Source organism: Kitasatospora sp. NPDC093102, assembly GCF_040683915.1.
Classification (GTDB): Bacteria; Actinomycetota; Actinomycetes; order Streptomycetales; family Streptomycetaceae; genus Kitasatospora.
In genome coordinates, this window is sequence record NZ_JBFBFA010000006.1 from 51,652 (window position 1) to 72,250 (window position 20,599).

10 protein-coding genes are annotated in these 20,599 nt (G+C 75.6%); 8 read left to right on the forward strand and 2 right to left on the reverse strand.

Annotated features, from left to right (window positions below; all coding sequences use genetic code 11):
• Window positions 1–100 precede the first annotated feature (100 nt).
• The 6 genes from AB0O11_RS10940 (at window position 101) to AB0O11_RS10965 (ending at window position 13,529) form a co-directional block, all read left to right on the forward strand.
• Complete coding sequence (locus AB0O11_RS10940) at window positions 101–949, forward strand: DUF4132 domain-containing protein (protein WP_363384692.1); 849 nt, start codon at window positions 101–103, stop codon at window positions 947–949.
• On the forward strand, window positions 946–6,045 hold the full coding sequence (locus AB0O11_RS10945; RefSeq protein ID WP_363384082.1) for a hypothetical protein: 5,100 nt from the start codon (window positions 946–948) through the stop codon (window positions 6,043–6,045). The genes AB0O11_RS10940 and AB0O11_RS10945 overlap by 4 nt, the downstream gene beginning before the upstream one ends.
• On the forward strand, window positions 6,042–7,211 hold the full coding sequence (locus AB0O11_RS10950; RefSeq protein WP_363384084.1) for an AAA family ATPase: 1,170 nt from the start codon (window positions 6,042–6,044) through the stop codon (window positions 7,209–7,211). The genes AB0O11_RS10945 and AB0O11_RS10950 overlap by 4 nt, the downstream gene beginning before the upstream one ends.
• A gap of 4 nt (window positions 7,212–7,215) precedes the next feature.
• Complete coding sequence (locus AB0O11_RS10955; protein WP_363384086.1) at window positions 7,216–10,827, forward strand: DUF5682 family protein; 3,612 nt, start codon at window positions 7,216–7,218, stop codon at window positions 10,825–10,827.
• Window positions 10,828–10,829: 2 nt separating this feature from the next.
• Window positions 10,830–12,797: a hypothetical protein gene (locus tag AB0O11_RS10960; RefSeq protein WP_363384089.1), complete on the forward strand. Its 1,968-nt coding sequence runs from the start codon at window positions 10,830–10,832 to the stop codon at window positions 12,795–12,797.
• Window positions 12,798–13,076: 279 nt separating this feature from the next.
• Entirely contained in the window at window positions 13,077–13,529 is a 453-nt protein-coding gene (locus tag AB0O11_RS10965; protein WP_363384091.1) for a MarR family transcriptional regulator, read from the forward strand.
• 187 nt (window positions 13,530–13,716) lie between these two features.
• Here the strand turns inward: AB0O11_RS10965 and AB0O11_RS10970 are convergent, their stop codons facing one another.
• Both AB0O11_RS10970 and AB0O11_RS10975 read right to left on the reverse strand, forming a co-directional pair.
• Window positions 13,717–15,417: an ATP-binding protein gene (locus AB0O11_RS10970; RefSeq protein ID WP_363384093.1), complete on the reverse strand. Its 1,701-nt coding sequence runs from the start codon at window positions 15,415–15,417 to the stop codon at window positions 13,717–13,719.
• Window positions 15,418–15,869: 452 nt separating this feature from the next.
• Window positions 15,870–17,141, reverse strand: a complete 1,272-nt coding sequence (locus AB0O11_RS10975; protein ID WP_363384695.1) for an acyl-CoA dehydrogenase family protein — start codon at window positions 17,139–17,141, stop codon at window positions 15,870–15,872.
• Window positions 17,142–17,558: 417 nt separating this feature from the next.
• Here AB0O11_RS10975 and AB0O11_RS10980 point away from each other — a divergent pair, with 417 nt between their 5' ends.
• On the forward strand, window positions 17,559–18,632 hold the full coding sequence (locus AB0O11_RS10980) for a GAF domain-containing protein (RefSeq protein WP_363384095.1): 1,074 nt from the start codon (window positions 17,559–17,561) through the stop codon (window positions 18,630–18,632).
• 224 nt (window positions 18,633–18,856) lie between these two features.
• Entirely contained in the window at window positions 18,857–20,443 is a 1,587-nt protein-coding gene (locus AB0O11_RS10985; RefSeq protein ID WP_363384698.1) for a lipase maturation factor family protein, read from the forward strand.
• The last annotated feature ends 156 nt before the right edge of the window (window positions 20,444–20,599 follow it).

Below are 20,599 nucleotides of genomic sequence, written 5' to 3' on the forward strand. Positions count from 1 at the left end.
CCGTCGCGTTGTCAGTGGGCCTCGCTACGTTCCTCACATCGCTGGTCAGCAGGCGATCGACAGGTTTTTCCCAGGTGGGAGGAGTACGGCCGTGGCATGGGTGGAAACGGGCGCGGGAGGGTACCGCGTCGCGCTCGACGGGGAGGGCAGGGTGGTGTGCCGCAACGCGGCGGGCCGCGACCTCAAGTCCGTACCGTCGAAGCTCGGTGACGACCCGGTGGTCACCCAGCTCAAGCAGCTCGCCGAGTGGCTGGCCGCGCACGAGCGCGGCTGCCTGGAGGACGTCGAGCGCTGGATGGTCCGCTCGCTGCCGGTGCCCGCCGCCGTGCTCACCGCCGTCTGGCCGGACGAGGCCTGGCAGGGCGTCCTGAAGGACCTCGTGGTCACCGCCACGGACGGCTCCGTCGCCGGCTTCCTGCGCGGCGCCGACGCCGAGCGCGGCCTCGGCCTGGTCGACCTCGACGGCGACACCGTGCGCCTCACCGACGGCGCGGTCCTGATACCGCACCCCGTCCTGCTCCAGGACCTCGACGAGCTGCGCGAGTTCGCCGTCGAGCTCGGCGTCTCCCAGCGCGTCCAGCAGCTCTACCGCGAGGTCTGGCACCGGCCCGCGGAGCCGCCGGCCGGCACCGAGGTCACCACCTACGCCGGCGGCCGCTACCGGGAGCTGCGCGAGCTGGTCGGGCGCTGCAACCGGCTCGGCTGCCGGGTCCGCGGAGGCTCCGCCGTCCAGTCGGTCACCGAGGGCGGCCGCACCGTCGAGGCCCGGGTCTGGGTCGGCGACTACTACGAGTACGACGCGTGCGAGACCGGCGCGCTCAGCTGGGCCGGCCCCGACGGCCGGGCCCTGCCGCTCACCGAGATCGGACCGGTCGCCTGGTCCGAGGGCATGCGGATGGCCGCCGCCCTGTACGCCGGCCGCACGATCCAGGGGGAGGAAGCCGAATGACCACCACCGGCCTGACCACGACCACCACCGGCCCGGGCAGCACCGGCGCCGACCGCACCGCGACGCCCGAGGAGCTGCTCGACGCCGGGGCCGTGCTTCCGTCCGGCACCCTGCCCGGCGCCGGCCGCCCCGACAGCGCCGCCGACGTGCTCACCGCCCGCACCTACACCCACCCCGCGCTCGACGGCCGCCGGATCGTCCGGCTGGTCCCCGGCGCGCTCGGCCAGGCCGAGGACCTCGCCCTCGACTTCCTCGGCCTGGCGCCGCAGCCCGCGCCCGCCGAGGTCGGCCAGGTCCGCCAGGAAGCGCTCGGCTTCCCCGCCTGGGCACTGGTCCACGACCCGGCCAACGGCCACCACGCGCTCGCCCTGGTCAAGGAGATGGAGCGGCTCGCCCGCCAGGCCACCTCCAAGCCCGGCGCCGCCAAGGACGGCTTCGACGAGCTCGCCGTCCGCCTCGGCCGGGCCGTCCCGCACTTCCTGCCGACCTTCTGCGAGGAGGTCGGCCGGATCTTCCTCGGCCACGGCAACCAGACCTACGCCGCCGCCTGGTTCGGCAAGGCCCGCGAGGCCGAACGCACCCACGGCCTGACCGTGGACGAGGAGCGGCTGCGCTCCGTCTTCCTGGAGTTCGCCCTGGCCGGCGCGCTCACCGTCAAGTCGCTGCGCCAGTACGTCAAGGAGCTCGCCCAGCGGCTCGACCCGCTGACCGCCTGGCAGCGCTTCCGCCAGCTGTGCACCGAGCGCTCCGCGGCCGGCATGGCCCCGTACGCCGGGGTCGCCGAGGACGCCCGCGCCCTGATCAAGGCCGCCGGGCTGGACCGCGCCGAGCACGAACGGGCGCTGCTCGCCGAACTGCTGGACTCCCCGGCGGTCAACCGCGCACCCGCCGCGTTCTGGAAGTCCTGGCACGGCGCTCTGGTCGAGCTCGGCCGCGGCGACGCGGCAGTCCGCACCCGACTGCTGGAACTGCTGCCCGACCCGGCCTCCTCCGACCCGGCCCCGCACGAGGCCGCCTGGCTGTCACTCCTCGCCGAGACCGGCGCCGAGCAACTGCTCACCGGCCCCCGCCCCGAGGGCGTCGAACCGGCCGCCGCCTGGCTCCAGCGCTGGTGCCACCACCACGGCCGCGGCTGGCGTACCCGGCCCAGCTGCCCGGCCACCCTCGCCCTGGCCGGCCGGATGGTCGAGCGGCTGCGGGCCGACGCCGTCCCGGTCGACCTCTTCACCGGCATCCGCGCCAGCCACACCCGGATCGACCTGCTGGACCTGCTGCTGAGCGCGGGCGTGCCGGTGGCCGACCCACCGGACGGGCTCGGCTTCGACCTGCGCGAGTGGGCCGCGCAGTGCGGCGCCGACAGCCCCGCCCTCGCCGCCGTCGGCGCCGACGACCGCTTCCGGCCGCTGCTGCGCCGCGCCACCCCGTCCGCCTGGGAGACGGCCGTCAAGCGCCAGGCGCCCGTCCTGCCACTGCTGAACGAGCTGTTCGCGGAGTGGGCCGAGGACCGCGCCGAGGAGCTGTCCGCCGCCCGCGGCCTGGCCGGCGCCGCCGACCTGGTCCGTTCGCTCAGCCAGTACCGCACTGCCATCCGGACGGTCTCACCGGCCGTCGCCGAGCGGATCGCCGCCCTCGACGTCACCGCGCTGCTCACCGACGCCCTCAACGCCGGCATCCTGGACGAACTCGGCTGGCCCGCCCTGGAGGAGGCGCTCGGCAAACTCGCCGACCCGCCCGCCGCCGACGCCCCGCAACACCCCGTTCCCAGCCTGGGCGTCACCGGCCTGACCGGCCTGATCATCGAGGACGCCTGGCCGTACCTGATCCTCGCCCGCCTCGACCGGGCCATCGTGGTCGGCCCGGAGGGCATCGTGCTGGAGCACACCCTGCGCCTGCCCGAACCGCTGCACCGGCGCGACCGGACCAGGCTGCGCCTGGTCGACGGCGAGCTGCTGGTCGTCCGGTCCCACGAGGGCAAGCAGCTCGCGTACTGGTCCAGCCGCCCGGACGAGCAGTTCGAGCTGGAGGGCCAGACCATCGCCGGCTACTACTACGGCGACCGCGAGCCCGAGGCGCCGTCCCTCCAGCTGCCCGGCGGCGGCCGCACCACCGGCGAGCGGCCGCTGCACGCCGGCGACACCCGGATGCCCCACGAGTACCGCGTCCTCGGCGACGGCACCGGGTACTGGACGCTGCGCCACGCCTCCGACGGCAGCCCCGTCCTGCGTGAACTCGACCCGGCCACCGGCACCCTGGGCCGCACCGCCGAACCGCCGGTGATCGCCGCCACCGCCCAGGCCGGCCGACTGGTCCAGGGCAGCACCTGGCTGCTGCCGCTCCAGCCCGGCCTGGAGCGGACCCCGCTCGGCACCGACGGCACCGTGCTCGGCAGCTGGGCCCGGGTCGAGCCCGGCAAGGCCGTCACCACCTTCACCGCCGACGGGCAGCGCATCGTGCTGCCACTGGACGGGCACCGGGCGGGCACCGTACCGGTCGGCCGGCTCGCCCTGCCCGGCGCGGCCGCCCCGGTGGTCAGCCACACGTCCAGCGACCACTTCTCGCTCAACCTGCCCGACCTCACCGGCCGCGCCGACCGCACCGTCGATCTGCGCCCCGGCCGCTCCGGCGAACTCTCCGCCGCGGGCACCCCGCTCATCCCGCCGTACCCGCACTGGCACGCCCTGCGCCCGCGCGACGAGGCCGGCTCCGAGGTGCTGCGCGCCGTCGCCGCCGAGCAGGCCGCCCGGCTGATCGACGCCGCCTGGCCGGTCGACACCGAGCCGGGCCCGGAGGACGAGCAGCGCTGGCTCACCGTCCAGGGCGTGCGCCGCCCGCTCGCCCGGCACGGCGAGGCCCTCCGCTCCCTGCCCGTGCAGGCGGTCGGCGCCGTCCTGCCCGGCATCGCCCACCCGCAGCTGCTGGCCGGCGTCGCCGGGCTCGCCCGCGCCGCCGCCGACCTGCTGGGCCAGGTCGCCCGGTTCGTCCCGCAGTCCGAGGCCGAGCGCCCCGAGAAGGCGAAGAACACCGAGTGGCGGCCCGACCACGGCCGCGACGACGAACTGCGCGAAGCCGTCCAGGCCGTGCTGCCCGAGATCGGCGGCTTCGGCGGTTGGGGCTCGTCCGGGAACTGCTGGGTGCTCAACAACCTGCGCACCGTCAGCGCCGTGCTGGCCGCCCCGCCCGCTGTGAACGGCGAGGGCTGGACCACCCCCGCCAACGTCACCCTGCGCGGCGGCGACGCCCACCACGGCTGGCTGCACCTGCTCGGCCAGGTCCACGCCCTGGCCTACGCGGTGGCCGCGCCGTTCACCCGGCCCGCCCACCGCTCCTCGCTGGTCCTGCTGCTCGGTGAACTGACCAAGGGTCCACTGGCCGACCGGGGCGCCACCCTGCGCGAGATCGTCCTCGCCGAGCAGGCCCCGGCGGGCGCCGACGCCACCAGCGGCCGACCGGACGCCCACCGCCAGGGCGAGGTGCTGCGGCACGGCGAGCGCACCGTCGTCATCCTCGGCCACCAGCGGCAGTTCACCGACGGCACGGTGCACTGGCTCGCCGTCGACCACGACCCGAGCGGGGAGTTCGGGCCCGTCGCGCACTTCACCACCGTCGAGGAGCGCGGCACCGAGGAACTGGTCTCCGCGGCCTGGGTCGCCAAGTTCTGGCGGGTCGCCGCGCTGCGCGGCACCGTCCCGTGGGACCAGGCCAGGGCCGAAGCCTTCAGCGCGCTCACCGGCATCGGCACCGCCCGCTCCGCCCTGCTGCTCAGCCCGCCGGCCAGGCTGCTGCACTGGAACGGCGACCCCATGCCCGCCGAGTTCGGCCTCAAGTCCGGCGAGTTCAAGGCCGCCCGGGCCTGGCTGCGCGGCCACGACGACACCGGCCTCGCCGCCGTCTGGGGAGCCCTGCTGCCCGCCGACCCGAAGACCCTGTGGACGGACGGCCCCGACCTCGCCGCCGGGGCCGAGGAGTGGATCCGGCGCTTCGGACGGCTCGTCACCCTCCCCGAGGAGGCGCTGTCCACCGTCCAGGGCGTGTCCATCGACACCGTCGAGGCGGTGCTCAACCCCGCCCACACCCCGTGGCTGACCCGCCGCACCGGCTTCCGGCTCACCGACGAGGGCGGGGCCGTCCCGCGGCTGGTCCCCGAGGACGCCTCCGCCGTCCCCGACAGCGGCGCGCTCAGCTCCACCATCGGCGCGCTGCGCTGGCTCGCCTACCACCTGCCCGCCGACAGCCCGCTGCGCCCGCTGCTGCCCACCGCCGCCACCGCGCTGCGCGACCGCCTGACCGACCAGGAGCTGCTGCTCGACCTCGACCTGATCCGCACCGTCAAGGGCGCCTCGCTGGCCGCCGTCCTGCGCACCCACTTCGGCCTGCCCGCCGAGGGCGGCGCCGACCCGGACGGCCTGGTCCGCTGCGGCCCGGCGCTCGTCCTGACGCCGTACCACGAGGACTTCGAGCGGATCTGGCTGCGCCCGGCCGCCCTCACCGGCCCGGACGACCCGCTGCTCGAACTCCTTGACGGGCTCTCCGGCAGCTACTGGTTCTCCACCGAGCGGGGCGCCATCGAGTCCGTGCTGCGCGGCGAGCCGGAGCGGCTGGCCGCCTCCGCCGCTGAGGTGCCGGCCACCGGCGACGGCCCCGCCTGGCTGCAGAACCCGCAGCTGTCCGTCCCCGAGCTGGTCGCCGAGGTGTCCCGCACCCACGGCCTGGGCGAGGACTCGGCCGCGCTCTACCTCCAGCTGCTCGCCCTGCCCGACCCGACCGACCGCAACGCCGCCCGCTGGACGGGTTGGAAGCCCGCCCGGCTGAAGAAGGCCCGCGCCGAACTCGTCGCCACCGGCCTGGTGCTGGAGGCCAAGCGCGCCCGGGCCGGCCGCAGCCTCTTCCTGCCCGGCGGCTGGCAGGAGGCCAAGTCGCCCGCCCTGCCGGCCGAGACCTGGAAGGCCGCCCTGTACGAACTGCCCACCCACCGGCCCGCGGTGGTTCCGCTGCCCGTCCCCGAGCTGTTCGCCCGGGCCTGGCAGCGGACCGTCGAGGGCGACACCCCCGGCTACGAAGAGCTCCAGACCAGCAAGCGCAGGAAGGCCCGCCGATGACCGCCACCGAGACCACCACCGGAGCGACCGGCACCGCCCCGGCCGCCGCGGACCGGCAGACCGTCCCGCCCGAGGAGAAGTACGCCGCGGAGCTGGAGTTCCTGGCCGCCCACGACAGCGGCCCGCGCCCGCCCGGCTGGCGGCTGACCCCGCGCGCCGTGGTCACCTTCGTGATGGGCAGCGGTGGCGAGAAGCTCAAGGCCGGGCGCAAGGGCCTGGTCATCGAGCCGAAGTTCGTCGGCGAACGCGCCCTCGTCGAGCGCTGCGTCGTCACCCTCGCCGGGGAGCGCGGCCTGCTGCTCGTCGGCGAGCCCGGCACCGCCAAGTCCATGCTTTCCGAGCTGCTCGCCGCCGCCGTCTGCGGTACCAGCGCGCTCACCGTCCAGGGCACCGCCGGCACCACCGAGGACCAGCTCAAGTACGGCTGGAACTACGCCCTGCTGCTCGCCAAGGGCCCCAGCCGCGAGGCCCTCGTCCCCTCGCCGGTGCTCACCGCGATGACCACCGGCGCGGTCGCCCGGGTCGAGGAGGTCACCCGCTGCCTGCCCGAGGTCCAGGACGCCCTGGTCTCCCTGCTCTCGGAGCGGCGCATCGCCGTCCCCGAGCTGGCGGGCACCCCGGACGCGCAACTGCACGCCACAGCCGGCTTCACCCTGATCGCCACCGCCAACCTGCGGGACAAGGGCGTCAGCGAGATGTCCGCGGCGCTCAAGCGGCGGTTCAACTTCGAGACGGTCGGCCCGATCGGCAGCCTCGCCGCCGAGGTCGACCTGGTCCGCCGCCAGTCCACCGCCGCCGTGGCCCGGGCCGGCGCCGCCTACGGGGTGGACGACGCCGTCCTGGAGGCCCTGGTCACCGCCTTCCGTGACCTGCGCACCGGCCGCTCCACCGAGGGCTGGGACGTCGAACGCCCGTCCACCGTGATGAGCACCGCCGAGGCGGTCTCCGTCGCCACCTCGCTCGGCGTCAGCGCCGCCTACCTGCCCGACGGCGGGGACCTGCTCGGCCGGCTGCCCGGCCAGCTCCTCGGCGTGGTCCGCAAGGACGACCCGTCCGACGCGGCCCGGTTGCTCGGCTACTGGGACGGCCCGGTCCGCCGCCGCGCCGAACAGGGCGCCGCCACCTGGCGCACCCTCTGGGACCTCCGCTCGGCACTGGAGGCCTGATCCGATGAGCAGCGCGGAGATCTCCCGCCCGGGCGACGCGGACCGGGCGGTCCGGGCCGAGGCCGACCGACTGGCCGCCTCCGGCACCGGCCGCCCCGGGCCCCACCTGATCGGCGTGCGCCACCACGCGCCGTCCCTCAGCGCGGTCGTCCCCGCGCTGCTCGACGCGGCCCGGCCGCAGGCCGTCCTGGTCGAGCTGCCCGCCGAGTTCCAGCCCTGGCTCGGCTGGCTCGCCGACGAGGAAACCCGGGCCCCGGTCGCCCTCGCGGCGGCCCCGGCCGGGCCGGAGGAGACGGCCGGGCCCGCCTTCTACCCGTTCGCGGACTTCTCACCGGAACTCGCCGCCCTGCGCTGGGCCCGGCGCAACGGGGTGGAGGCCATTGCCTGCGACCTCCCGCTCGCCCACCGCGCCGCCCGCACGGCGGCCGGCGGGACGGGACGGGGCGGGGCCACCGACCGGGCCGAGCGGCCCGGCGTCGCCGACGCGCTGCGCCACCGCCTCACCGGCCGCGGCTCCGACGAGGACCTGTGGGACCGCCTGGTCGAGACGGCCGCCCCCGGCTCCACCCCGGAGGCCGTCCGGCGGGCCGCCCTGATGGTCGGCTGGGCACTGCGCCGGGATGCCGAGACCGGCCCCGGCGTCGACCCGTACGACCTGCGCCGCGAGGCTTGGATGCGGGCCCGCATCCAGGCCGCTTCGGCCGGCGGGCGCCGGGTCGCCGCCGTGATCGGCGCCTTCCACGCACCCGCCCTGCTGGACGGCCCCCTCGCCCCCGAGGAGCCGCCGCACCCGGACGACCCCGGGCACGTCCTGTCCCTGATCCCGTACACCTACCCGCTGCTCGACGCCCGCTCCGGCTACCCGGCGGGCATCCGGGACCCGGAGTGGCAGCACACCGTCCTGGACGCGGGCGGCGACCCGGAACGCCTCGCCGAGGCGCTCACCACCACCGCCGTCCGGATCTGCGCCGCCCTGCGCGCCCAGGACCACCCCAGCGGCCCGGCCGACGCCCGCGAGATCGTCCGCCTGGCCGGCGACCTCGCCCGGCTGCGCGGCCACGCCGCCCCCGGCCGCGGCGAACTCGTCGAAGCGGTGCAGACCGTCCTCGCCCAGGGCGAACCCCTCGGCCGCGGCAGGGCCGTCGCCCGCGCCCTCGAACAGGTCCTGGTCGGCACCCGCACCGGCCGGCCCACCCCCGCCGCCCCGCGCAGCGGACTCGCCCCGGCCGCCGAGACCCTCCTCGCCGACCTCGGCCTGCCCGGCCCCACCGACCCCGGCCCGCGCGACCTGCGCCTCGACCCGCTGCGCAGCGACCTCGACCGCCGCCGCGAAATCCTGCTGCACCGCCTCGCCGTCTGCGAGGTCCCCTACGCCGAACCCGTCGCCACCACCGGCGCCGGCGGCACCGAAACCCTCGGCACCCGCTGGCGCCTGCACTGGACGCCCGCCACCGCCGCCATGCTCACCGTCGCCGGCACCCGCGGCGTCACCCCCGCCCAGGCCGCCGAAGGCGCCCTGCGCGCCCGCCTGACCGACCAGCCGACCCCGCGCGAGATCCTCGACGGCCTCACCGCCGCCGCCTCCTGCGCCCTCCCCGCCCTCGCCGAGACCCGCCTCACCCAACTCACCACCGTCCTCCCCACCTCCGCCACCCTCTCCGACCTCCTCGACGCACTCGCCCTCCTCGACCGCCTGGCCGCGGGGCACTTCCCGGGCTTCGCCCCAGGGGGAGATGCCGATCCCGGCCCGCTCTCCGGGCCGACGGGCCGGCCCGTCCTCGCCGCGGCCGGCGAGGTGCTCACCGTTGCCGCCGTGCGGCAGTTGGAGGGGCTGGGCGGGTCGGACGATCCGCAGGACGCGCGGGCACTGGTGGAGCTGGTACGGCGGGCGGACCGGCTCGGCGGGGTGCGGCTGGCGCACGTGCTGGCCGAACTCGCCGAGCAGGGGAGCCCGTTGGTACGGGGTGCGGCCGGTGCGGTGCGGGTGCTGCTCGGGCAGGAGCCGGCCGACGTGCTGGGCGGCCGGGCCGCTTCCTGGGTGGACGGCGCGACCGGTCCCGAGGCGCGACAGGCGCTCGGACGGGCGCTGGTCGGTCTGCTGACGGCTGCGGAGGGGCTGTTCGACTCCGCACCGCAGGCGCTGGAACCGCTGCTGGAGCGGGTCACCTCGTTGCCCGACGATGCCTTCCTGGACCGGCTGCCCGCGCTGCGCGGAGGGTTCGACACACTCAGCCCGGCCGCCCGGGAGCGGCTGCTGGCCCTGGTCGAGGAGCGCCTGGGCACCCGGCTCGCCGCGCTGCCCGAGGAGGCCGGGCCCGCCGTGCTCGCCGCCTGGGTGCGTGCGGACCTCACGGCGCGCGCGGCACTCGCCCGTCGCGGCCTCCTCCCTCCGGCCTCCGCGGAACCCCCGATGCCCTCGGAAGCCACGGGACCCACGGAAGCCATGGAAGCCGCACCGCGGCCCACGACCCCGGAGCGGCTCCTCGGCACGACCAGCCCGCCCCACGCCCTCGCCCCCGCCGAGCGCTGGCGGCTGCTCCTCGGCCGCCCCGGCAACGGCGGCCTGACCGGGCGCGGTGCCCGACTCGCCACCGCCCTGGACGAGTTGTACGGCAGCGGCCACGGCGAGGGCTCCGGCCCGGGCCTGGACAGCCGGGGCGGCAAGGGCGGCCGCGAGGCCCCGTACCCCGGGGTGCGGGAGTGGGCCGAGGAGCTGGAGTCGCTGTTCGGCCCCGGCCTGCGCGAGGAGGTGCTGGCCGCCGCCGTCGCGCAGGGCCGTACCGACGTCCTGGAGGCGATCGACCCGGCCGCCGTCCGCCCGTCCGTCGACCTGCTGCGCACCGTGCTGGACCACGCGGGCGGCCTGCCGGAGGCCAGGGTGGCCCGGCTGCGCCCGCTGGTGCGGCGCCTGGTGGACGAGCTGAGCCGGGAGCTGGCCACCAGGCTGCGCCCGGCCCTGACCGGGATCGCCGTGCCGCGCCCGTCCCGCCGCCCGGGCGGCGGGCTGGACCTGGACCGGACCATCCGGGCCAACCTGGCCACCGCCCGTCCCGCGCCGGACGGCGGCACCCTGATCGTGCCCGAGCGCCCGGTCTTCCGGACCAGGGCGCAGCAGGCCAACGACTGGCGGCTGATCCTGGTCGTGGACGTCTCCGGCTCGATGGAGGCCTCCACGGTGTGGGCCGCGCTGACGGCCTCGATCCTGGCCGGGGTGCCCTCGCTGAGCACCCACTTCGTCGCCTTCTCCACGGAGGTCCTGGACCTCACGGAGCGGGTGGACGATCCGCTGAGCCTGCTGCTGGAGGTGAGGGTCGGCGGCGGCACCAGCATCGCGAGCGGGCTGCGCTACGCGCGGGAGCTGGTGACGGTGCCGTCCCGCACGCTGATCGCGGTGGTCAGCGACTTCGAGGAGGGCGGGCCGGTCGGCGGGCTGCTGGCCCAGACCCGGGCGCTGGTGGACTCCGGTGTGCACCTGCTCGGCTGCGCGGCGCTGGACGACACCGGGACGGCCCGCTACTCGAAGGCGGTCGCGGGCCGACTGGTCGCGGCCGGAATGCCCGTGGCGGCGTTGAGCCCGCTGGAACTGGCCCGCTGGGTGGGGGAGAAGGTGCGATGAGCATGACGGCGCGGACGAGCGACTGGCCGGGCGTGCGGCCCGCGGTGGTCGCCGAGGTGGTGGCCGGGCTGAGCGCCCGGCTGCAGAAGCGGCTGGACGGCGCGGCGGCGAAGCTGGCGGAGCGTCCGGTGGGCCGGGAGGGCGACGAGTGGCGGGTGGAGGTGGACGAGGAGACGGTGCTCGTGCTGCACGCCCCGGGCGGGGTGATCGCCGGGGAGGCCGATGTCCGCTGCGGCTGTCTGCTCGCCCCGGCCTGTGTGCACCGGGCTGCCGCCGTCACCCTCTGCCCGCTCGCCGAAGCCGAGCCCGAGCCTGTGGTCGAGTCCGAGTCAGAGCTCGAGGACGCACGCGAGTCCGAGTCAGAGCCCGGGAGCGGCACCGGGACGGAAGCCACGGCAGGCCGGGAAGGCGCCCGGGACATTCCCGAGGAGTCGGCCGGCCAGCCGGCCCCCGCCCCCCTCACCGCCGCCGAACTCGCCGCCGTCCGCCACCTCCACGGGGCCGCGGCCGCCGTGCTGGCCGCCGGGGTGAGCGGCGCGGGCGCCGTCTCCCAGGCCGAGCTGCTGCGGGCCGCCCACCGGGCGCGCCTCGCGGGGCTGCACCGCCCGGCCGCGGCGGCCGTCACCGTCGCGACCCGGGTCCGGGCGGCGCGCTCCGGCGCGCCCGACCACCGCCTGGTGGACCTGGTGGCCGGCCTGCGCGAACTGCTCGGCCTCACCACCGCCCTGGCCGCGGGTGCCACCCCGGTCGCCGAGCTGCGCGGCACCGCGCGCCAGACCTACCGGGAGGAGGGTGGTCTGCGGCTCTACGGCCTGTTCGCCGAGCCGGTGCTGACGGCCACCCATGCCGGCGCGGTCAGCTGGGCGGTGGACGCCGACGGGCGCCTCAGCACGATCGCCGAGGTGATGCCGCACGACGACGCGGTGTCCGCCGCCCCGCAGGCGCTCGGGGCGGGCAACCGGACGGTCCGGCTGGGCGACACCGCGCTCAGCCACCGCGAGTTCAGCCGCGCCGGGCTGGCCGTCCAGGGTGCGACCAGGTCCACCGGCGGTCGGCTGGGCGCCGGTGCCTCGGTACGGGCGGTCCGCGCGGCGGGCGCGGCGTGGACGGCGGAGCCGGCCTCCCGGCTGTGGTCCGAACCGGCACCCGCCCAGGTGGCCCGGGCGCTGGCGGCGCAGGAGCTGCCCTACGAGAGCCGCCCGGCCGGGAGCGACCTGCTGTTCCTGGACGTCACCCTGCTGGGCACCGCCCCCACCGGCCCGGGCGGGATGCCGCAACTGCTGGCGCGCTGCACGACGGACGGCCCGACCGGTGATCCGGCGGCCGGCGGTCCGGTGATCGTCCTGCGCCCGGCGCACGAGCACCCCGGCCTGCCGTTCCGGGCCAACCTCGCGCTGCTCGCCACCGTGCCCGGCCTGCGGCTGCGGGTGATCGGCCGCCTGGAGCGCGCGGACCGTCCGGAGCTGCGCCTGCTCGCGATCGGCACGCCGCCGGACGCCTCCGACCCGCTCACCCTGCCCGCGGACCGGGCGGCTCGGGTCAACCTCGGCCTCGAACGCCTCCAGACCGCCGACCTCGCAGCGCCCGTGCCCGCGGCCCCCGAGCCCGCGGCCTCTGCCCCCGGGCCCGGCCCGGCGGACGAGCCGACGGCCCCTGCGCCGTACGGCCCGCCCGTCCATGTGCTCGGCCGCCGGGTCGAGCAGACGGTCACCAGCGGCCGGCACGCCCTGGCCCCGAGCGAGGCCTCGGCGGCGGCCGACCGGGGTCTGCTGCGCGCCGCGGGGCTGGCCACCGCCGCCGAGCTCCTCGACGGCCTGCGGGCCGCCGCGGTCAACCGGGACCGTGACGTCTTCGGCCGGATCGTCACGGACGACCACGAGGCCTTCGCCAACGCCTGGCTGACCGCCGCCTCCTACACCGAGGAGCTGGCCACGGCGCTGTGCGCGGCGGCCTGGTCCGGGGAGGGGTGAGGGCAGCCGGGGAAGGCAGGGGGAGTGCGGCTCCGTGCTCCGGTCGGCGCCCTGAGCGTCGGCCGGGCAGGGTTTCACCGGAGTCGGACCGGAACCGAGCGGGCACGGAGCAGCGGTCGTCGGCGCGAGGACCCGGCCGGGGTATAAGCTGAACTATTTGCACAGACCGATATCCCGCGCCAACTGGCATACTTGTCTCAGGAAGACACCGGAGGAGCTCTCGTACAGGGCCTCGTCCGGCACACGGTACGCCCAGCGCGACGGAAGGGTAGGCGAGCCATGGGAATCCGCGACGATGCGGCCGAGGTCCGGGCCCGCGGCTGGCGGACGCTCGCCGCGCTGCACGGCATGATCGACACCGCGCTGGAGAAGGCGCTTCAGGCCGAGTTCAAGCTCTCGGTGGTCGAGTACACGGTGCTGGAGGCGCTCTCCCGTCAGGACGGCTGGCACATGCGGATGCAGCAGCTGGCCCGCGCGGCGGCGCTGAGCAGCAGCGCGACCACCCGGCTGGTGAGCCGCCTGGAGGACCGGGGCCTGCTCAGCCGCTTCCTCTGCGCGGACGACCGGCGCGGCATCTACACCGAGCTGACGCCCGAGGGCCGCGACCTGCTGACGGCCGCCCGCCCGGTGCACGACGCCGCCCTGGAGGCGACGCTGGCCGAGGCCACCGAGGTCCCCGAGCTGGCCCCGCTGGTCGGGTCGCTCGCCGAGCTCCACCCGGCCAACGCCTGAGCCAACGCCTGAGCCAACGCCTGAGCCAACGCCTGAGCCAACGCCTGAGCCAACGCCCACGCGCACGCCAACGCCTGAGCCCGGACCGGCGCCTGAGCCCGATGCGGCCTGCCCGCGCAGGCTCTGCCCCGGCCCGACTGCTCCGGCAGCCGGTCGAGGTCGCGCCGGGGCTCGGCGTGCCGCGCCGTCACTGCTGTTCCTCGGCCCCCTGGACGACGTCGCGGGCCCGCCGCGGCCGGACCCGCGGGGTGGGCAGTTTGCCGTCGGGGCCGCTGCCAGGGCCGTTGTCGGGCAGTCCCGCGGCGCCGTGGTCCACCGTGGGACTGCCCGACAGCTCGTACATGCGCGGCAGGACGGGCCGGGGCACGACCACCGCGCCGGGCAGTCCGGGGATCTCGGCACCGGCCGGAAGGCCCCCGTCGGCAGGTGCGGCGGCGTGGTCGACGGCGCCGCCGACCCCCGGGGCGCCCGGACGGACGCCGTCCGTGGTGCGCGCCGCCGGGGCCTGGGGCGTGACCGGGACGTAGGGGACGGCAGGAGCCCCCGGGGCGCCGAAGGGCCCCGGAGCCCCTTGGCCACCGCCCGGCAGTCCGCCCAACCCCGCGGCCGTCGCGCCCGCCGGCGCCTGTCCGAAGGCGTCGGGCCCGGACCCGAGCGCGGAACCGGAACCCGGACCGGCCCCTGCCCCTGGCTGTGGGTCGGACGCCGGGGCCCGGGTGATCCGGGCACCCGACGGCAGCCCGGGCACCGTGGCCGACTGCCCGGCCTGCTCCAGCAGGGCCGAGGGCACCAGTACCACGGCCCGGGTGCCGCCGTACGGGGAGGGGCGCAGGGAGACCTGGACGTCGTGCCGGGCGGCCAGGCGCGCGACGACGAACAGGCCGAGCCGCAGGTCGTCGCCGAGTGCGGAGACGTCCAGCTCGGGCGGGTTGGCCAGGTACGCGTTGAGCCGCTCGTACTCCTCCTCGGTCATGCCGAGCCCGCGGTCCTCGACCTCGACCGACAGGCCCTCGGGGACCTCCTGCGCGGAGACCTGCACCTGGGTGTACGGCGGGGAGAAGGTGGTGCCGTTCTCGATCAGCTCGGCGACCAAGTGGATGACGTCGGCGACGGCCTGCCCGTCGAGTGAGACCCGCGGTACGCCCTGGACGACGACCCGGGAGTAGCTCTCGGTCTCCGAGACGGCGCTGCGCAGCACGTTGACCATGGGCACGGCGTTGCGCCAGCGCCGGGCGGGCAGGGCGCCGCCCAGGATGACCAGGTTCTCGGCGTTGCGCCGCATCCGGGTGGCCAGGTGGTCGACCGCGAACAGTTCGCGCAGCAGCTCCGGGTCCTCGTGTTCGCGCTCCAGTGCGTCCAGCATGCTGATCTGCCGGTGGATCAGGATCTGGGTGCGCCGGGCGATGTTGAGGAAGACCTTCTTCGTCCCCTCGCGGCCCTGGGCCTGGTGGACGATGGCGGCGACGGCGGCCCGGCGGACGGCGGTGAGGCCGTCCGAGGTCTGCTGGACGTCGTCGCCGGTCCGCCGGGACGGCGCCCAGGCGGTCGGGGCGGGCACCTGCTCCCCGGCGCGCAACCGGTCGACGACCTCGGGGATCTCCTGCTCGGCGAGCGCGATGGTGTCGGCCCGCAGTTGGGACAGCCGCGCGGACAGTGTCCAGGCGGCCCGGACGCCGCGGAACAGGCTGATCAGCACCACCAGAGCGACGACCGCACTGCCGGTCAGCAGCGCGGTGCGCTCCCCGGAGCCGCGCAGCAGGTAGACGGCGTAGCCCCAGGCGGCGGCGAGGCCCAGGCTGGGGACCAGCACGAGGGAGAGGAGCGGGCTGCGGAGGGAGCCGGACCGGCCGGCGCGGTGGCCCGTGCGGTGGGCCGATATGCCTGGCATCTGATTCCTTGCTGCAGGGCCGAGCCGCGGGACCGGGACGCCGGGTTCGGACCGGTGGGTCCGAGCGGCGGGTCGATTCCGTACGGCGCGGCCGGGCTTCAGGGCGTCGAAGCCGGGGGTTGCCGGAGCCGGTGACGTGCTGCCACTGGCCCGGCGGGGTGCAGCACGGCCGCCGACGGCACGGAACGCTATCAGCCCGGGGCGCCGCCGACGCAATATCAACTGGCCGCGCACGCGGGGACGGTGGCGTCGGAGCGGACTTCGGTCCGGATGGTTCGCCGGCGCAACGCAGCAGGTCGTGGACGTCGGCAGGATCGGGCCGACGGCCCCGGGAGGCCGAGGGCGCGCCCCGGAGAATTCGTCAGGCACAGGTCAAGCGCTGGTGTGGCGGACGTCCGCCACGTCCTCTCCGGCTTCCGGCCGCCGTCCTGCCGCCACCCTGCCTCCGGGTCTCAGCCCGCCAGCGGCATCGGCAGCACCCGTCTGCCGAGTCCCGGCGGTTTCTCCACCGGGGCCTCCCGCTGGGCGGTGAGTTCGTTCCAGGCCCAGCTGGTCAGGTCGGACAGCTCCGCGGACCACTGCTTGCCGTACGTGCCCGAGGCGACCTGTCCGAGTCGCAGCCGCTGGACGTCCGAGGTGCCGGCCGGCGGGTAGACGTGGGTGGCGTCCCGCAGGTAGCGCTCGATGCCGAACTCGGGCTGGAGGCCCCGGGCGGCGTGGATCTCCATCGCGTTGCGCGCGGAGTCCAGCGCGTACTCGGTGTTGATGAGCTTGGCGTTCATCAGCTCGGCGTCGCAGGCGCGGCCGTGGTCGAGCAGGTGGGAGGCGTGGTAGGCGGCGAGCCTGGCGGTCATCAGCCGCGACTGCATCTCACCCAACTTCAGCATGATGTTCGGCAGTTGGTTGATCGGCTGGCCGTACAGGACGCGTCCCTCGGCGAACCGGACGGTGTCCTCGACGATCGCGGTGTGGATGCCGAGCGCGACGGCGGCGAGGTTGATCCGGCCGTAGAGGGTGGAGGAGGAGTAGGCGACGTCCAGCCCCTGCCCCTCCCGGCCGAGCCGGTTGCCGACCGGAATGCGGCAGTCCTCCAGGAGGATCTCGCCGAAGCTGAAACCGTGCAGCCCGCTCTGCGACCCGGGGGAGCCGGTGCGGAACCCGGGACGGTCGCTCTCGACCAGGAAGGCGGACAGGCCCCGACTGCCCTCGCCGGTGCGCAGGACCACGCCGTGCACGTCTCCGATGTGGGAGTTGCCGACGAACCACTTGCGCCCGTTGAGGACGTACTCGTCGCCGTCGCGGGCTGCGGTGCCGGTCATCCCGAGCACGTGCCCGCCGGACTCCGGCTCGGTGACGGCGATGGTCGGCAGGCACTCCCCGGAGGCGAACTTCGGCAGCCACTTGCGGCGTTGGGCCTGGGAGCCGTAGTGGAGGACCTTGGCCACGCCCAGCTGGGAGGCCTGCGCGATCGAGCCCGCGGCCCCGCTGACCCGGGCCAGCTCCTCGATGATCACGGTCTTGGCGACGTGCCCCAGGCCGAGGCCGCCGAACTCCTGCGGGATCGTCACGCCGATCCAGCCCTGGCGGGCGATCTCCCGGGCCAGCTCGAACTCGACCTTCCGCTCGGCCTCCATCCTGGCCACCCGCGGACGCACCTCCTTCTCCGCGAAGTCACGGACTTCGGCGCGAAGGCCCTCGTGACGGTCGTCGGTGAAGTAGTCCATCGCCATGCTCCGGTCCTCTCGATGCGTGTGGTGCCGTGCCTCCGTCCGTGCCGTCGATGCCGCTCCGGCAACCCCCAAGGGGGCGATGGGTGTGCGGGAGTGTCGGCCGGTCGCCCCGGTGCGATCGGCGCATGCGTCACCGGGCGGTGTCCCGGTGGCGGGCGCCGTCCGTGTCTTCGGCAGGGCTCATTGTTGTATGGGGTGCCGGGGCATCCCAGAGTCGATCTTGGATTGGCGTGATTCGGCCCGTCTTCACCGAGAGGGGTTTCGTTCCGGGCGGGGAAGGGAATCGATCTCCGCTTCCGTGACGGTCCGTCGATCGGTCGTCCACATGTGGTTCTGGCCGGTCGTCGGCAGGGCCGAGGAACGGTCGATCGGAACCGGCCGGTCGTTCTGATGTCTGGTTACATGTCCGCCATGACTGATGTGATGAGCACTCAAGGCCAGTTCCCGGGTGCCTCCGGGGAGTCCGCGCGAACCCGCAGGCTGCGCGGCCTTGGGCTCAACGACCCGTCCGCGGACGAGGCCTTCGACCGCTTCGCCCACCTGGCAGCCAGTATCACGCGCGCTCCCATCGCGATGGTCAACTTCATCAACGACGAGCGTCAGATGTTTCGCGGGCTCTACATTCCGCCAAGTTCGGCCGACATCGCGGCCGAGGACGGATCGTCCTGGGCGGACCGCGGCATCGCCTTCGACCTCCCCACCCGCGAGATGCCGCTGAGTCACGGCTTCTGCCCGCACGTGGTCGCCCAGCGTTCCCCGCTCGCCCTCGACGACATCCTCGCCTACCCCCGGTTCGCCGGGAACCCGGTGGTGGACGAACTCGGCGTCCGCGCCTACCTCGGCGCCCCGCTCGTCGACGACACCAACACCGTCATCGGCACCGTCTGCGTGCTCGACCGGGAACCCCGGCAGTGGGGGCGTGAGCGGCTGCGCGACATCCAGCACCTCGCCGAGGCGCTGCTCTCCGAGATCCGGCTGCGCGACAGCCTGCTCACCCAGCGCCAGGAGATGTTCGCCGCCTTCGACGGCTCGCCGTTCCCCATCATGCTGACCGAGGGGCCGGGCCAGGAGATCCGGTACGCCAACGCCCAGCACGCCGATACCTTCGGCGCACCCTCGGCGTACGGCACGATCGGCGCCGCGTACCCGCAGCTGGGTGCTGCGGGCCTCGAACAGGCCGTCGTCGAGGCGTACCACACCGGTCGCACCGCCGTCCTCGACAACGTCCGGATCCAGTCCGCCCGTCCGGACACCCAGCGCGGCCGACAGGTCTTCAGCTTCACCTGCACCCCGTTGCGGGCCGCGCTCACCGGCCGGATCAACGGCGTCCTCACCGTCGGCATGGACATCACCGCCCAGTCCCGCACCGAGGAGGAGCTCGGCACGCTGGCCGCCCTGCTCGTCGACCGGCTCCAGCAGAGCGGCGCCTCCGTGCCCGGCCGTTCGGCGATCCCCGGCGGGGCCGGTTCCGTCCTGCCCGGCTGAACCCCGGCCGGTGCGGACCGTCCACCACCGTGGCGGGGCGCCTCTCACCCCCGTGGAGAGGACCCCGCCACGGTGCCGTCCGGGACCGGCAGTTCGCCGGGGTCCGGCGCTTGCGTTCCGGTGTCCTCCCGGGGCCGCCCCCCGGGCCGAGTGGGTGAACCGTTCCCGCTCCGCCGCCCCGGCCGGGCCCGTGCCGGGGCCGCCGGGTGGTAGGCATGGGCCGCATGGACTGGTTCGCCGCCCCCGACTACTGGCTGAGCCGGCTGCTCGTCCAACGCCTGCTCGCAGCCCTCTACCTGATCGGATTCCTGGCCGCCGCCGCGCAGTTCCGCGCCCTGATCGGGACCGACGGCATGCTGCCGGTGCCCCGGTTCACCGCCAGGGTCCCGTTCCGCCGGGCGCCCGGCCTGTTCCACCTCCACTACAGCGACCGGTTCTTCGCCGCCGTCGCCTGGAGCGGTGCCGCCCTCGCCGCCGCCGTCGCGGCCGGGCTCGGCGACGCCGTTCCGCTCTGGGCGTCGATCCCGCTGTGGGCGGTGCTCTGGGTCCTCTACCTCTCCATCGTCAACGTCGGGCAGACCTGGTACTCCTTCGGGTGGGAGTCGCTGCTGCTCGAAGCGGGTTTCCTCGCCGCGTTCCTGGGCAACGCCGACACCGCCCCGCCCGCCCCGGTGCTGTGGCTGATGCGCTGGCTGGTCTTCCGGGTCGAGTTCGGCGCCGGGCTGATCAAGCTGCGCGGAGACAGCTGCTGGCGCGATCTGACCTGCCTCCGGTACCACCACGAGACCCAGCCGATGCCCGGACCGCTCAGCTGGTTCTTCCACCACCTGCCCGATCCGCTGCACCGGGTGGAGGTCGCCGCAAATCATTTCGTCCAACTCGTCGTACCAGTCTGTCTGCTGCTGCCGCAGCCGGTCGCGAGCTACGCGGCCTGCGCTGTCCTCGTCACCCAGCTCTGGCTGGTCGCCTCCGGCAACTTCGCCTGGCTCAACTGGCTGACCATCGTCCTCGTCCTCGCCGCCGTGGAGCCGGCCCGACTCGGCCTGCCCGTCCACGCCCGCGACTACCCCGGCACCCCGGTCTGGTACGAGGCGCTGGTGATCGCGCTGACCGTCGCCGTCGTGGTGCTCAGCTACTGGCCGGTGCGCAACATGATCTCCCGGGGCCAGGCCATGAACCGCTCCTTCAACCGGCTGCACCTCGTCAACACCTACGGCGCCTTCGGCAGCATCAACCGGCTCCGCCAGGAGGTGGTGGTGGAGGGCACCGACGAGGCGGTGCTCACCCCGCACACCGTCTGGCGCGAGTACGGATTCAAGGGCAAGCCCGGAGACGTGCGCCGCCTCCCGCGCCAGTTCGCGCCCTACCACCTGCGGCTCGACTGGCTGATGTGGTTCGCCGGCATCTCGCCCGCCTACGCCCGCCCGTGGTTCCTGCCCTTCGTCGCCCGACTGCTGTCCGGCGACCGCGCCACCCTGCGCCTGCTGCGCCACAACCCCTTCCCGGACGCCCCGCCGACCCACGTCCGGGCGACCCTCTACCTCTACCGGTTCACCGATTGGCGCGAACTGCGGGAAACCGGTGCGTGGTGGCACCGCATCGCGCTCAGCGAGTACCTCGCGCCGGTTGATCTGCAGGCCCTCGGCCGGGCCGGCTTCCGGCCGCCGCTCGGCCGACGCGGCCCGGCGCAGGGACGCGGTGTCCGGGAGGTGCCGCTGGAGCGGTTCCGCCGGCACGGGCGCCGGACCGGCCCCCGGCCCGACCGCCGGTCCGGTCCGTCCGCCGGAGAGCAGCGCGAGGAGCCGCGGTGAGGGGCCGCCGGGAGGAGCCGTGAGTAGCGGAGACACCTGTCCGGAGCAACGCCGGACCACCCGGTCGGACCGCCCGAGTGGCGGCCAGGCGGGCGGTATGGCACGCGACACCCGCCCGTCGGGGCGGTGGGTGCGTGCAAGGCTCGAACGGGCACC

Bases quoted from the DNA above. Each gene is read 5' to 3' on its own strand.
- AB0O11_RS10945 (WP_363384082.1), top strand. From the start codon at position 946: ATGACCACCACCGGCCTGACCACGACCACCACCGGCCCGGGCAGCACC.
- AB0O11_RS10950 (WP_363384084.1), top strand. From the start codon at position 6,042: ATGACCGCCACCGAGACCACCACCGGAGCGACCGGCACCGCCCCGGCC.
- AB0O11_RS10955 (WP_363384086.1), top strand. From the start codon at position 7,216: ATGAGCAGCGCGGAGATCTCCCGCCCGGGCGACGCGGACCGGGCGGTC.
- AB0O11_RS10960 (WP_363384089.1), top strand. From the start codon at position 10,830: ATGACGGCGCGGACGAGCGACTGGCCGGGCGTGCGGCCCGCGGTGGTC.
- AB0O11_RS10965 (WP_363384091.1), top strand. From the start codon at position 13,077: ATGGGAATCCGCGACGATGCGGCCGAGGTCCGGGCCCGCGGCTGGCGG.
- AB0O11_RS10970 (WP_363384093.1), bottom strand. From the start codon at position 15,417: ATGCCAGGCATATCGGCCCACCGCACGGGCCACCGCGCCGGCCGGTCC.
- AB0O11_RS10975 (WP_363384695.1), bottom strand. From the start codon at position 17,141: ATGGACTACTTCACCGACGACCGTCACGAGGGCCTTCGCGCCGAAGTC.
- AB0O11_RS10980 (WP_363384095.1), top strand. From the start codon at position 17,559: ATGACTGATGTGATGAGCACTCAAGGCCAGTTCCCGGGTGCCTCCGGG.
- AB0O11_RS10985 (WP_363384698.1), top strand. From the start codon at position 18,857: ATGGACTGGTTCGCCGCCCCCGACTACTGGCTGAGCCGGCTGCTCGTC.